The sequence below is a fragment of the Paraburkholderia sp. RAU6.4a genome (assembly GCF_050435625.1).
Lineage (GTDB): Bacteria > Pseudomonadota > Gammaproteobacteria > Burkholderiales > Burkholderiaceae > Paraburkholderia > Paraburkholderia tuberum.
Window position 1 is genome coordinate 1,882,599 of the sequence record NZ_JBNDKQ010000003.1, and the last position, 12,684, is coordinate 1,895,282.

Sequence of the window (12,684 nt, forward strand, 5' to 3'; positions counted from 1 at the left end):
TTCACCATGTCTGTCGAGCAACCGAGTTTGATTCTGCGAGGAGCGAAGGCCCTCGTGACCGGCGTCGCCAACGAGCATTCGATTGCATACGGATGCGCGAAGGCGTTTCACGACCTCGGCGCGAGCGTTGCGCTCACCTATGCGAACGACAAGGCGCTTCCTTATGTGGAACCGATAGCCAAAGCACTCGACGCCGAGATCTTCATGCCGCTCGACGTAACGGGCGAGGACGAAATGGAGGCCGTGTTCGACCGGATCGAGAAGACATGGGGAAGCCTCGATATTCTCGTTCACGCCGTTGCATGGGCGCCGAAAGCGGATCTGCAGGGCGGCTTGCTGCAATCGTCGCGCGAGGGCTTCCTGAGCGCGATGGACATCTCCTGCCATTCGTTCGTGCGGATGGCGCGCCTTGCCGCGCCGCTAATGAAAGACGGCGGCACCATGCTGACGATGAGCTACTACGGCGCGAACAAGGTCGTGCCGAACTACAACCTGATGGGCCCCGTCAAGGCGGCGCTCGAAGCCTGCGCGCGCTATCTGGCGTTCGAGCTGGGACCGAGGGGCATCCGCGTGCACGCGATTTCTCCCGGGCCGCTGCAGACCCGCGCCGCTTCGGGCCTGAAGGATTTCGAGCTGCTGCTCAACGAAGCGGTGCAGCGCGCGCCGCTCGGCGAACTCGTCGGCATCATGGATGTCGGCTATACCTGTGCGTTTCTGGCCACGCCGTATGCCCGGCGGGTGTCCGGTTCCACCTTGTATATCGACGGCGGATTGAACATCGTGGCATAGGATCTGGAGGAGTAAGCATCATGGCTGAACTGTTTCTTGGAAACGTCGAGGAAAGCGTCTCCGACGAAGAGATCGGCGAGTTCCTGATTCGCTACGGGTTCCCGCGCTTCAGCTCGATCCAGCGGGTGCACGGCACGGGCTCGCGGCCAGGCGCGGTGGTCGTCTTCGACGACGTGCCCGCGGACGGGCTGCGCATACTGCAAAACCGCGTCCATAACCTGTTCTGGAAGAACCACACGATCGTCGCGCAGCTGCTGCCGGAGCGCGACGAATCGTGACGGGCGACGGGAGCCGGGCATGGGTCTGCTGTCGCGGTGGCTGACCAGGCGCAACGCTTCCGAAGAGAGCGACGATCAGCAGACGAAGGAAATCGTCGAGCGGATCGTCGGGCTCTGTCCGTCGTTGCGGCTCGCGCGCAACTATGCGTCGCGCCTGCGGCCCGCCGTGCAACACACGACCGCCTATCTGCTCCGGCTCGCCGATGAAGTGCCGCCGACGCGCGAAGCGAACGCGGCGGCGTGGGCGACAGACCCGTATATCCACGCCTTTTTCGCCACACCCGACGACGTCTGCCCGGTCTTCAACCGCTCACACGAGCTGAACACGTTCTTCAGCGACCATCCCGCTGCCGATCAGGTATTCGCGGTGCTCGGCATGGCCATGGACGAGCGGCGTATTTTCGGCGTCGGGCAACACGGCGAAACGACGCAAACCGATCTCGCGCAGACGACCATCAACTTCAGCGATCACCAGGTGCGCGTGTGCGAAGAATCCGAAGCCGCGTTGCGGCGCCAGATCGTGTTGCGGATCGTCGATCAGCTCGTTCTCGAAGCCCTCGGCAAGATCGAGGCCGACACCTCGCGGCAGGACGAATTGCAACGCGAAAGGGCGCTGCTGAAAACGCGCCTGACGATTCTCGAACGGCAAGGGGCGGGCGTGCGCTCGCTGCTTGGTAGCGACGCGACGTCGAATTACGCGGAAGTGGCGAAGCTGCAGGCGCAGATCGAAGAGAACGATCAGGCTCTGGCGCAGTTGGGCCTGAAGACAGAGGCGCTGGAGCGGCATCTCGACGTGATGTGCGGTGTACTGGAGGCGCCGGATGCGCATTTCTACGTGCGCAAAAGCATCTACCGGCTCGACCGGATGAACGTCGTCCTGGGAGAGGGAGATACGCGGCCCGCGCACGAAATCGAGTTTCGCCTTGCGCGTCTGCCGGCGAGTCCCAATGCGATACGGGTGTTCTCGATGGTGCGTTTTCGACGCGCGGACTTTACGCCTCCCCTCAGCGGCCTCGCGCAAGCGCACCGCCTGATCTGACGCGAGCCATGCTCGCTATTTGCCGGCGACCGGCTCCACGGAGATGGCCACGGCCTCGGTATAGACCGCTTGGATCTGGTCGCCTTTTTTGATCCGCTTGAGCTGTTCGGGATCCTGCACGATCAGATCCACCGTATTGCCTTGCGGGCCTTTCAGCGTGACCGCGCCGCTCTGGTGATTGACCGCGATGACGTTAGCCATGATCGTGACTTCGCGCGAGGCCGAGCCGCCGGGTTTCGCGCCCGCCGGTGTGCGTTCGAGCGTCTGCGTTTCGTTGGCGGTCAGCGGCGCGTTGCCTTTTTTCAGCATGATGGTCAGAGCCTGCGAATACTCGGCCTTGACCACGTCGCCGACCTTGATCTGATCGAAGTTGCGCGCTTCCTCGCCGACCACGACCTGCACGACCTTGCCCTTCGGGTCCTTGAGCAAGACGGTGCGCGTTGCCGGCTCGATGCCGACGACCGTCGCGGTCGTTTTGACCGTGCCCGACACGGTGACTTTGCCGGGCTCGCTCTTGACCGTGACGGGTGCCTCCGTCTGAGCGAACCCCGTATTCGCGAGACACACGAGCGCCGCCGCGATGATCAGTTTGTGGTTAATCATTCTGCTCTCCTTGCGCGATCAATTGACCGTGTAACCCCGCCCCGACATGCAGGCGGCGAAAGCGCGATTGAACGTGTCCATCGAGCCCTGCGTTTGCGACTGCGATTGTGCCGCGGCCGCGCGCCGGTTCTGCCGCGCGCGCGACCCGCCGACCATCGTGCCGGTCGCCGCGCCGATCGCCGCGCCCTTGCCGGCGTCGCCCGCAATCGCGCCGATGATCGCGCCGCCGGCCGCGCCGCGCGCGGCGCCCTGCACGCGCTCGCCGCCTCCCACCGCGGGGCCGGAAGGCGGGGGCGGGGCATTGGAGACCATGGTCGGGTCGATGCCGGTATTGCTCTTCGCCCACGAATAGCAGGCGCCTTCGTCCTGCTGCTGTTGCTGCGGGCTTTGCCCTCTGGCCGGATAGGCAATCGGCCTCGATTGCGCCAGGCCTTCCAGCGATAGCGACGCGCTCAACGCGGCGATCACGGCATATTTCGTAGACTTGTTCACGACAGCTCCTTGCGTGGGCACACGCGGGTGCGAGTCGCCGGCTTCCTGTTTGCTCAGGCGTGAGGGCGCAACCGGCACCCGTGAATGGGAATTCTGGTGGGACCGGTTGCCGCGCGGTGGATGCGCAGCAATGGCAGGTTCGCGTTCATCATGGTGTCGCGGGCCTGTCGCGCGCAATCGGACCAAGGTCGTATTTGCAATTTCGTCCATGGTTTCCAAACTGTATTCATGCGACAGGTGCAGGTCGTTTTCATTGCTTCGGACAACTGTCTGTCAAAGATCATGGCCATGCCGCCCGGGGCCGCTGACGAAGCGCAAGGGGAAGCATCGATGGACCGCGATTCGCGTGCTCGTACACGCATCATCCCGATTGCAACGGCGCTCGACAGGCGCAGGCGCATGCCGGCGCTCGACGACGAGGCGAAGCGCGCGCGACGCATCAGCCATGTACTGGGCGCCGCGCTTCTGGCGTGCTGCGGCGCGTTCTCCACTGCGGTGTCGCTGGCGCAGGCGCCGGCCGCGAACGCTCCGGCGAACTCGGCCCCGAACGCACCCGTTTCCGCGGCGACGCTCGACAAGCTCGTCGGACCGATCGCGCTATATCCGGACGACCTGATCGCGATCATTCTTCCTGCCTCCACCTATCCCGTCGAAATCGTGCAGGCCGATCGCTTTCTCGACCAGTACAAAAACGATAAGTCGCTCAAGCTCAACGACGCGTGGCACGATCCGGTGAAGGCGCTGCTGAATTACCCCAGCATCGTCAAGAACATGAGCACCGATCTCGACTGGACGATCAATCTCGGCGAGGCCGTCGTTGCCGATCAGGGCTCGGTGCTCGAAGCGATTCAGCGCTTCCGGCGGCAAACGCAGTCGGCGGGGCATCTGAAATCCGATGACAAGCAGGTCGTGGTCGTCGAGAAGGAAGTGATCAAGATCCAGCCGGCCGATCCGCAGGTGATCTACGTGCCGCAGTACAACCCGCAGACCATCGTGGTGGCCAGTGCGCCCGTGACCTACGCCTACGCGCCCACGCCCTATCCGGCCTACTACTATCCGTACGCGCCCGGCGCCGCGCTCGCGACAGGGCTGATCTGGGGCGCGGCGATTACCGCCGCCTGGAACGGCGGGCACTATGAAACGCATTACGGAGGCGGCGGCAACAACAACATCAACATCAACCGCGAAAGAAACGTCGAGCGCGGCGATAGAAACGTCGAGCGGGGCGATAGGAACGTCGAGCGCGGCAATATCAACACGGGCGACATCAACCGCGGCGGTGGTCGCGGGCAGGGAGGGGGCACCTCCGCGTGGACCTCGGACAAGAAGCCGGGCCAGGTCAGCGGTATCTCGGATCGCTCGGCGCGCACGCAACGGGTCGGCGATCCGCCGTCGCGCGGCGGCGGCGCGGGTGCAGGTGCGGGCGCGGGCGGTGGGTTGGCGGGCGGCAACCGCGGCGGCGCGGGCGGCGGCGCAAACTATGCAGGTGGCGGCGCGGGTGGCGGCGCCGGCGCAAACTTCGCGGGCGGCGGTGCTGGCGCGCAAGGGCGGCCGCAGCCGTCCCAGCGTCCGACGGCGTCGGCGGGCACACGCGAGGTGAGTCAGCGCGCGTCGCCTGGGGGCGGCGGCGATGCGTTCAGCGGCTACGGCTCGGCGCGCGACGCGCAAGCCAACAGCGCGCGCGGCGCGGCGAGCCGCCAATCGACGCGTGGCGGCGGAAATTCCGGTGGCGGTGGGTTCTCCGGCGGTGGCGGCCGTGGCGGTGGCGGTGGTGGATTCTCGGCGCGGCCCAGCGGTGGCGGTGGCGGCCGCGGCGGCGGACGGCGATAAGGAGCAGCCATGAGCGGACAAAGCATCACCGGAAAGCGCCCACGCGACGATTCGCGGCGACGTGTGGCCACATCGCGTCGGCTGTGCGCGATGGTGCTCGCGCTGTCGATTCCGTTGGCCGCGCTCGCCGCGGGGCAGCGCACTTTCGCCACCCCGGAAGACGCGGTCGCCGCGCTGTCCAGCGCACTGAAGACCGACGACGAAGCGTCGCTCGTCGCGATCTTCGGCGAAGCGCACAAGAGCCTCGTGGTATCGCCGGATCAGGCGGAGAACGAGGCGAACTGGGCCAAGGCGAGCAAGGAGCTCGAGGCCTATCACGTGCTCGACGACAGGGGACCGAACCGGCGGATTCTGCTGGTCGGCGACGAGGCGTGGCCGATGCCGATACCGATCGTCAAAGAGGACGGCACCTGGCGCTTCGCCACCGAGCAGGGCGAAGAAGAACTGATCAATCGACGGATCGGCGCCAACGAACTCGAAGCGATCAAGGTGCTGCACGCTTATATCGGCGCGCAGCGTCGATACGCGTCGCGCGACCGCAACCACGACGGCCTGCTCGAATACGCGCAGAAGCTGGCCAGCACACCCGGCAAGCAGGACGGTCTCTACTGGCCCACCGACGAAAACAGCGACGAAGAAGAGAGTCCGTTCGGCCCGCTCGTCGCCGCGAGTTCCGAATATCTGAAAGGCCACGCGGCGGGCGATCCTTACCGGGGCTACCATTTCCACATCCTGACGCGGCAGGGCAAGAACGCGCCGGGCGGCGCGTTCAGCTACGTGATCAACGGCCACATGATCGCGGGTTTCGCGATGGTCGCTTACCCGGCGCGGTACGGCACGAGCGGCGTGATGACCTTCGTGGTCAGCAACAACGGCGTCGTCTACCAGAAGGACCGTGGCGCGCACGCGCCGCCTGTGACCGAGTTCAATCCGGATCACACGTGGCAGCGCGTCAAGGATTCGCTCTGAGCCGCTCCGGGTTGGCTGAGGCGATGGCCGCACAGCGCGCCCGTGCTTCCGTCAGGTCCGCTTCCGTACTCGAGGCGCTACGTTGAACCATCCACAGAGCGTCACCGGCCGCGCGTCTTCCACGCCACCCGCGCGCGGGTGGCGCTGCGCGTTTCCTCCCGCGCAGTGGCTGCGAAGCTATCAGCCTCGATGGCTCGCGAAGGACGCGGTCGCCGGCGTGACGCTCGCGGCTTATGGCATTCCGGTATCGCTCGCCTATGCGTCGCTCGCCGGCTTGCCGCCGCAATACGGCATCTACGGCTATCTGGTCGGCGGCCTCTGTTATGCGCTGTTCGGCTCGTCGCGCCAGCTCGCGATCGGCCCGACCTCGGCGATCTCGATGCTCGTCGGCGTGACGCTCGTGCCGATGGCCGGGGGCGACCCGTCGCGCTGGGCTTCGATCGCGGCGCTCACGTCCGTGCTGATCGCGTGCATGTGCGTGATCGGCTGGCTGCTGCGCTTGAGTTCGCTCGTCAGCTTCATCAGCGAGACGATCCTGCTCGGCTTCAAGGCGGGCGCCGCGCTGACGATCGCGATGACCCAGCTGCCGAAGCTGTTCGGGGTGAAAGGCGGCGGCGAATTCTTCTTCGAACGGATCGCCGTGCTGTGGGGGCAGCTTCCGCTGACCAACCTCGGCGTGCTCGGTTTCGGCCTCGTTTGCATCGCGTTGCTGCTGCTCGGCGAAAAGTTTTTGCCGGGGCGTCCGGTGGCGCTCGCCGTCGTCGCTGCCTCGATCGTCGTGCTGTCGGTCACGCCGCTGGCCAGCCGCGGCTTCACGCTCGTGGGCGCGCTGCCTCAAGGCTTGCCTGAATTCCGTCTGCCCGGGCTGCGGCTGCGCGATATCGACGGCATCGTTCCGCTGGCGTTCGCGTGCCTGTTGCTGGCATACGTCGAGAGCGTTTCGGCCGCGCGCGCGCTCGCGCAGGCACATGGTTACGAGATCGACGCCCGCCAGGAATTGCTGGGTCTTGGCGCAGCCAATCTGGCCGCGGGATTGTTCCAGGCCTTCCCGGTTGCGGGAGGGCTTTCGCAATCGTCGGTGAACGACAAGGCCGGCGCGAAAAGCGCGCTTGCGCTGGTATTCGCGTCGCTGGCGATCGGCTTCTGTCTGATGTTCCTCACCGGACTGCTCGCGAATCTGCCCAACGTCGTGCTGGCGGCGATCGTGCTCGTGGCCGTGAAGGGCCTCGTCGACGTCGGCGAACTGCGTCATGTGTGGCGCGTGAGCCGCTTCGAATTCGCGATTTCGATGGTGGCGTTCGCGGCGGTGCTGTTGTTGGGCATCCTGAAGGGCGTCATCGTCGCCGTGCTCGTGTCGATGCTGCTGATCATCCACCGCGCCGCGCATCCGCATGTCGCGATGCTCGGGCGTATTCCCGGCACGCGCTATTTCTCGGATCTCGAACGTCATGCCGAGAACGAGACGATTGCGCATGTGCTGGCGGTGCGTGTCGAGGCGTCGTTGCTGTACTTCAACGTCGAGCACGTGCGCGAGACGATCTGGCGCATGATCCACGCCGCACCCGAACCGGTCCGGCTCGTGATTTGCGATCTGTCCGCATCGGCGGTCGTCGATCTGGCGGGCGCGCGCATGCTCGAAGCGATGCACGGCGCGCTGGAGGCCGCGGGCGCCGCGATGAAGGTCGTCGGCGCGCATGCGGACGTGCGCGACATGCTGCGCGCCGAGGGGCTCGAAGTTCGTGTCGGCCACATCGGCCGACGCGGCTCGGTGGCCGACGTCGTCGACGCATTCCAGCAAAACGGCGATCTCGCGGACGACGCGAATCGCGGATGAACTCGAGGAGAAACCCATGTCACGTCAATTTCGTCCTGGCGCGGGCGCGCCCGCACTGGACGCCGCGTACGCCCACACGATCACGCAGTGGCTTGCGGCAGCGGCGCTGCTCGCCAGCCCCATGTTGTGTTACGCAGCGAACCTGAACTTTCTGAAAGACACGCCCGTTACTTACATGCGCGAGGCCGACCGTAAAGCGCTCAACGACGCGGCGCAAAAGGCGCTCGATACAAAAAAGGATGGCGAATCGTACGAGTGGAGCAATGCGGGCACCGGCAATTCCGTGTCGATCAAGGGCACGGTGACTCCGCAGGACACGACGAAGGACGGCGATCGAACCTGCCGGACCGCGACGCTGACCGCGGTCGCGAAAGGACAGACCCAAACGTGGACGCCGATCGTCTGCAAAACCGGCAATGGGCCGTGGAAGATTCTGAAGCAATAAACGCATGCGTGTCGCTTCATACGCCTCCGAACATGGCGGCGTCGCCGCGCCGCCCGAGTTGCGCGAGCACGTACCATTTGCCCTGTTGATGCATAATTTGTCCAGCGTTTCGCGGCTCATGCACAAGGCAAACACATGGAACACTCTTACGCTAACGACGATACCGGCAATCTGATCCTGCTCGAACACGTCAACCTGAAAATCCCCAACCAGATTCTCGCGACCGCCTTCTACGTCACCGGCCTTGGGCTCACGCGCGATCCGTTCGTGATGACCGGGGTCGAGAATATGTGGATCAACGTCGGCCGGTCGCAGATTCACCTGCCGCACGGGGCGGCGCAACGTCTGCGCGGCAGTGTCGGTCTGGTGGTCGGCGAGCTCGAAGCGCTGGTGAGGCGGCTGCGCTCGGTCGAACCGCTGCTCGCCGGCACCGCGTTCGGCTGGACGGAGCGCGCAGGCAGTGTCGAAGTGACGTGTCCGTGGGGCAACCGCTACGAGTGCCTCGATCCTCTCAATCGATCCGCACCGGCTCCGTGGTCGGACATCGATCTGGGCATCGCGTTCGTGAAGATGGATGTGCCGGTCGGCAGCGCGTTGCCTATCGCGCGCTTCTACCGCGATATGTTCGATGCGACCGTCGACATCGAAGAGAAGCATGGATTGCACCGCGCGGTGATCGATATCGGCACGCATCAGCAACTGCTGTACGCGGAAACGACCCAGCCCATTCCTGAATACGACGGACACCACATCGCCATTTACACCGCTGCTTTTTCGGGGCCGTTCACGCGGCTCGCCGAAAAAGGTCTGGTATATGGAGAAGAGCCGCATCAATACCGGTTTGCCGACCTGCTCGATCTGTCATCCGGAGAGCGTTGCTTCCGGCTCGAACACGAAGTACGGAGCCTGCATCACCCACTTTGCGCGCGCCCGCTGGTGAACCGGAATCCGGAACAGACCAACCGGAACTATCAGCAGGGGGCCGATTCGCGCGGCGGCCGGTTCTGATCAGCTCAAGAAGCGGCGGCAACGCGAAGCGACCCAGGTGAAAACGCCACGACCAGGGCGGCGGTCAGCGACCACAACGGTGCACGCTGATCGCTCGCCACTCCTTAACGATTTAATCTAGAAAATCCACAACACATCGCCTACCCTTAAACGAGCCGGTTTTCCGCGGACCCGTGCATCACTTCTCCCCTCTCTGCGAAGCCGACCCGTCCTGACAAAGCTAACAACGATTCGAAGTCGTACGCTTTTGTTGTCTGCGAGGGTTGCGCCATCGTGCTCTTTCACGCTGTCGTCCGCGTGGATCCATGTCGCACTCCTGCGCTGCAATTCATAGGAACAATAAAAAGCTAGGAGACGCTCATGCCATTCAACCGTATTCAGGGAATTGTCGGCCTGCCACTGCTCGCCATCGCGTTCGGCTTGCCTGCGGCTCATGCCGCCGACGAAGTACAGAACAGCTCGACCACCACCGCCGCGCCGGTGCCATCGACGCTTCAGCCCGTGACCCAGGATCAGCTCGATCGCGCCGGCAGCATGACGGCGGTCTGGCTCCATCCGAACGGCTCGTACGCGCAGACGCGCTATTACCCCGGCGCGCAGATCAACCGGACGAACGTCGCGAAGCTCAGGCCGGCGTTCATCTTCCAGACGGCCGTCAACGAGTCGATGGAAACGGCGCCGATCGTGAAGGACGGCGTGATGTTCCTGACCACGTCGTTCAATCACGTATACGCGATCGATGCGACGACGGGCAAAGAGTTCTGGCATTACAAGCACAAGATGGGTCCGGTCACGACGTTCTGTTGCGGGCCGAACAATCGTGGCGTCGCGATTTCGGGTGACCGGCTCTATATGGGCACGCTCGACTCCAAGCTCGTCGCGCTCGACGCCAAAACCGGCAACGTGCTGTGGCAAAGCCAGATCGCCAATCCCGACGAGGGCTACTCGGAAACGATGGCGCCGACGGTCGTCGACGGCAAGGTGCTGATCGGCACGAACGGCGGCGAGTACGGCATTCGCGGCTTCGTGAAGGCGTACGACGCGAATTCCGGCCAGTTGCTGTGGACCTTCTACACGATTCCGGAAACCGGCCAGGAAGGCGTGTGGGCCACCAAAGACGCGACCGGCCGCGACGAGAAGCGCGACATCGACGCGGAGAAGAAGCAGTTGGCCGACAAGGGCGGCGACTTCTACAAGACGCTCGGCGGCGGTGTGTGGATGACGCCGGCGATCGACCGGAAAACGCACACGGTGTACTTCGTGGTCGGCAACCCGTCGCCGGACCTGTATGGCGCGATCCGGCCGGGAGACAACCTCTATACGGATTCGCTCGTCGCGATCGATCTCGACACCGGCAAGTACAAATGGCACTACCAGTACGTGCCGCACGACGTCTGGGACCTCGACGCAGTGAGCCCGCCGGTGCTGATCGACGTGCGCGACAACGACGGCAAGATGATCCCCGGCATCGTGCATGCGGGCAAGACCGGTCACGTGTACGTGCATGATCGTGCGACCGGCCGTCTGATCCGCTTCTCGCAGGCGATGATTCCGCAGGAAAACATGTGGACCCTGCCGACTGCAGCCGGCGCGCGCATGCTGCCGGGCGCGAACGGCGGCGTCGAGTGGTCGCCGATCGCGTTCGATCCGCAAACGCGCCTCGTCTACGCGGCCAACCTGAATCAGCCGATGACGTACCAGGTCGAGGACGCCGCCTATCCGGGCGGCAGCAAGCTGTGGCTCGGCGGCGCGTTCAAGCTGATTCCGTCCGAGGCGCAATGGGGCAAGCTGTCGGCCGTCAACGTCGACACCGGCAAGATCGCGTGGGACTACAAGACCGACCAGCCGCTGATCGGCGGCGTACTTGCAACGGCGGGCGGTCTCGTGTTCAACGGCGAGGGCAACGGCCTGTTCCGCGCGTTCGATGCCGCCAGCGGCAAGAAGCTGTGGGAGTTCCAGTGCGGCGCGGGCGTCAACGCGCCGGCCGTGTCGTACACGGTCAACGGCAAGCAGTACATCGCGGTCGCGGCGGGCGGCAATACGCAGATCGACTTCAAGCGCGGCAATAGCGTCGTCGTGTTCGCGGTGCCATGAGGCGGCCGGCGCCGCGGGGAACGCCGGGTGGGGCGCGCGCTGCATGGGTGGCGCTGCTGTGCGGCGGATTGATCGCCGCATGCCTGCCGTCGGGCGCGCGCGCCGACGCCGAGGCGGGCAAGGCGAAAGCGCAGGTGTGCGTGGCCTGTCATGGGCCGATGGGCAATTCGACCAATCCGGACTATCCGATTCTGGCCGGGCAAACCGCGCGCTACCTGTATCTGGAGCTGAAGGACTTCAAGCAGGGACGGCGCAGCGATCCGCGCATGTCGCCGATGGCGGCGAACCTGTCGAGCCAGGACATGCAGGACCTCGCCGACTACTTCGCCGCGCAGAAGCCCGTATCGGTGCCGTTCAACGCGGATGGCGCGAGCATCGAGGCGGGCAGCAAGAAGGCCGCCGAGGTGCTGTGCACGATGTGCCACCTGGGCGGCTTTTCCGGGCAGAACGAGATTCCGCGCGTCGCGGGCCAGCACTATCAGTACATCGTCAAGCAGTTGCAGGACTTTCGCTCGCACACGCGCACCAACGATGCGGGCAACATGACCAGCGTGACGCGTGATCTGTCCGACGACGACATCCATCATCTGGCCGCTTATATCAACAATCTGCAGTAGCACGGGGAAGACACCATGACAGACATGTTCACTCGGCAGCTTGCGGCCGCCGTTCTGCTCGCCAGCGCATTCGGCGCATGGGTGCCGGCGCTCGCGGAGGACCAGGGGGAAATCAACCGCCAACTGCTCGCGGCCGCGAAGGACGACGATCAGCAGTCGGTCGTCGCGGCGTTGCAGCGCGGCGCGTCGGTCGATGCGATGAACCGGATCGGCGACACCGCGCTTGTCACCGCGTGCAAGAAGGGCGATACGGCGATGGCGCGCACGCTGATCGAGCGCGGCGCGAACGTGCAGCATGCGAACGCGCCGGGCGATACACCGCTGATGGCCGCTGCCTACGGCGGCTTCGACGAGATCGTCGCGCTGCTGCTCGCGCATGGCGCCGAGCCGCTCGCGACCGATCGCGTCGGCAAGACCGCGATGGAATACGCAGCGGGCCAGGGGCAAACGAAGGTCGTCGGTCAGTTGCTCGATGCGGGCGTCGACGTGAACCGGACCTACAAGAACGATCTGACCGCGCTGATGTGGGCGGCGGGATACGATCGCGCGGAGACCGCCCAGTTGTTGCTCGCGCGCGGCGCGAACCGGTCGTTGAAGGACAATCGCGGGATGACGGCGAAAGATATCGCGGTGCAGACGAAGTCGGAGCGCGTCGCGGGGTTGTTGTCGGCGGGTTAGCGGCTCGA

At 64.9% G+C, this 12,684-nt stretch carries 13 protein-coding genes; 11 read left to right on the forward strand and 2 right to left on the reverse strand.

Annotated features, from left to right (window positions below; translation table 11 throughout):
- Positions 1-6 precede the first annotated feature (6 nt).
- From fabI to OKW40_RS33260, 3 genes are read left to right on the forward strand one after another with little or no spacing between them, the layout of a single operon-like run.
- Positions 7-789 carry an enoyl-ACP reductase FabI gene (gene fabI / locus OKW40_RS33250; RefSeq protein WP_429493408.1) on the forward strand — a complete coding sequence of 261 codons (783 nt, stop codon included), beginning with the start codon at positions 7-9 and terminating at the stop codon, positions 787-789.
- A gap of 20 nt (positions 790-809) precedes the next feature.
- Positions 810-1,067 (forward strand): hypothetical protein, encoded by a 258-nt coding sequence (locus tag OKW40_RS33255; RefSeq protein ID WP_018424545.1) that lies wholly within the window; start codon positions 810-812, stop codon positions 1,065-1,067.
- A 19-nt stretch (positions 1,068-1,086) separates the two neighbouring features.
- Positions 1,087-2,106, forward strand: a complete 1,020-nt coding sequence (locus OKW40_RS33260; protein WP_429493409.1) for a hypothetical protein — start codon at positions 1,087-1,089, stop codon at positions 2,104-2,106.
- A gap of 15 nt (positions 2,107-2,121) precedes the next feature.
- Here OKW40_RS33260 and OKW40_RS33265 read toward each other — a convergent pair whose 3' ends face one another.
- Both OKW40_RS33265 and OKW40_RS33270 read right to left on the reverse strand, forming a co-directional pair.
- Complete coding sequence (locus OKW40_RS33265) at positions 2,122-2,709, reverse strand: hypothetical protein (protein ID WP_184061864.1); 588 nt, start codon at positions 2,707-2,709, stop codon at positions 2,122-2,124.
- An 18-nt stretch (positions 2,710-2,727) separates the two neighbouring features.
- Positions 2,728-3,201, reverse strand: a complete 474-nt coding sequence (locus OKW40_RS33270; RefSeq protein WP_429493410.1) for a glycine zipper family protein — start codon at positions 3,199-3,201, stop codon at positions 2,728-2,730.
- Between the two features lie 330 nt (positions 3,202-3,531).
- On the opposite strand from OKW40_RS33270, the gene OKW40_RS33275 reads away from it, so the two are divergent.
- The 8 genes from OKW40_RS33275 to OKW40_RS33310 all read left to right on the forward strand — a co-directional run bounded on the left by OKW40_RS33275 (position 3,532) and on the right by OKW40_RS33310 (position 12,676).
- Positions 3,532-5,031 carry a DUF3300 domain-containing protein gene (locus OKW40_RS33275; protein WP_429493411.1) on the forward strand — a complete coding sequence of 500 codons (1,500 nt, stop codon included), beginning with the start codon at positions 3,532-3,534 and terminating at the stop codon, positions 5,029-5,031.
- Between the two features lie 9 nt (positions 5,032-5,040).
- On the forward strand, positions 5,041-6,000 hold the full coding sequence (locus tag OKW40_RS33280) for a DUF2950 domain-containing protein (RefSeq protein WP_429493412.1): 960 nt from the start codon (positions 5,041-5,043) through the stop codon (positions 5,998-6,000).
- 82 nt (positions 6,001-6,082) lie between these two features.
- A complete protein-coding gene (locus OKW40_RS33285; protein ID WP_429493413.1) occupies positions 6,083-7,834 on the forward strand; it encodes a SulP family inorganic anion transporter in 1,752 nt (583 codons plus the stop codon).
- A gap of 16 nt (positions 7,835-7,850) precedes the next feature.
- The gene (locus OKW40_RS33290) at positions 7,851-8,279 is read left to right on the forward strand and encodes an RT0821/Lpp0805 family surface protein (protein WP_429493414.1); all 429 of its coding nucleotides are present in this window, start codon (positions 7,851-7,853) and stop codon (positions 8,277-8,279) included.
- A gap of 135 nt (positions 8,280-8,414) precedes the next feature.
- The gene (locus OKW40_RS33295; RefSeq protein ID WP_429493415.1) at positions 8,415-9,287 is read left to right on the forward strand and encodes a VOC family protein; all 873 of its coding nucleotides are present in this window, start codon (positions 8,415-8,417) and stop codon (positions 9,285-9,287) included.
- A gap of 360 nt (positions 9,288-9,647) precedes the next feature.
- Entirely contained in the window at positions 9,648-11,381 is a 1,734-nt protein-coding gene (locus OKW40_RS33300; protein WP_429493416.1) for a pyrroloquinoline quinone-dependent dehydrogenase, read from the forward strand.
- On the forward strand, positions 11,378-11,998 hold the full coding sequence (locus tag OKW40_RS33305; protein WP_429493417.1) for a c-type cytochrome: 621 nt from the start codon (positions 11,378-11,380) through the stop codon (positions 11,996-11,998). The genes OKW40_RS33300 and OKW40_RS33305 overlap by 4 nt, the downstream gene beginning before the upstream one ends.
- Before the next feature lie 15 nt (positions 11,999-12,013).
- Entirely contained in the window at positions 12,014-12,676 is a 663-nt protein-coding gene (locus OKW40_RS33310) for an ankyrin repeat domain-containing protein (protein WP_429493418.1), read from the forward strand.
- The last annotated feature ends 8 nt before the right edge of the window (positions 12,677-12,684 follow it).

Coding starts and splice junctions, on each gene's coding strand:
- fabI (WP_429493408.1), top strand. CDS start 7: ATGTCTGTCGAGCAACCGAGTTTGATTCTGCGAGGAGCGAAGGCCCTC.
- OKW40_RS33300 (WP_429493416.1), top strand. CDS start 9,648: ATGCCATTCAACCGTATTCAGGGAATTGTCGGCCTGCCACTGCTCGCC.
- OKW40_RS33305 (WP_429493417.1), top strand. CDS start 11,378: ATGAGGCGGCCGGCGCCGCGGGGAACGCCGGGTGGGGCGCGCGCTGCA.
- OKW40_RS33275 (WP_429493411.1), top strand. CDS start 3,532: ATGGACCGCGATTCGCGTGCTCGTACACGCATCATCCCGATTGCAACG.
- OKW40_RS33290 (WP_429493414.1), top strand. CDS start 7,851: ATGTCACGTCAATTTCGTCCTGGCGCGGGCGCGCCCGCACTGGACGCC.
- OKW40_RS33260 (WP_429493409.1), top strand. CDS start 1,087: ATGGGTCTGCTGTCGCGGTGGCTGACCAGGCGCAACGCTTCCGAAGAG.
- OKW40_RS33310 (WP_429493418.1), top strand. CDS start 12,014: ATGACAGACATGTTCACTCGGCAGCTTGCGGCCGCCGTTCTGCTCGCC.
- OKW40_RS33295 (WP_429493415.1), top strand. CDS start 8,415: ATGGAACACTCTTACGCTAACGACGATACCGGCAATCTGATCCTGCTC.
- OKW40_RS33255 (WP_018424545.1), top strand. CDS start 810: ATGGCTGAACTGTTTCTTGGAAACGTCGAGGAAAGCGTCTCCGACGAA.
- OKW40_RS33265 (WP_184061864.1), bottom strand. CDS start 2,709: ATGATTAACCACAAACTGATCATCGCGGCGGCGCTCGTGTGTCTCGCG.
- OKW40_RS33280 (WP_429493412.1), top strand. CDS start 5,041: ATGAGCGGACAAAGCATCACCGGAAAGCGCCCACGCGACGATTCGCGG.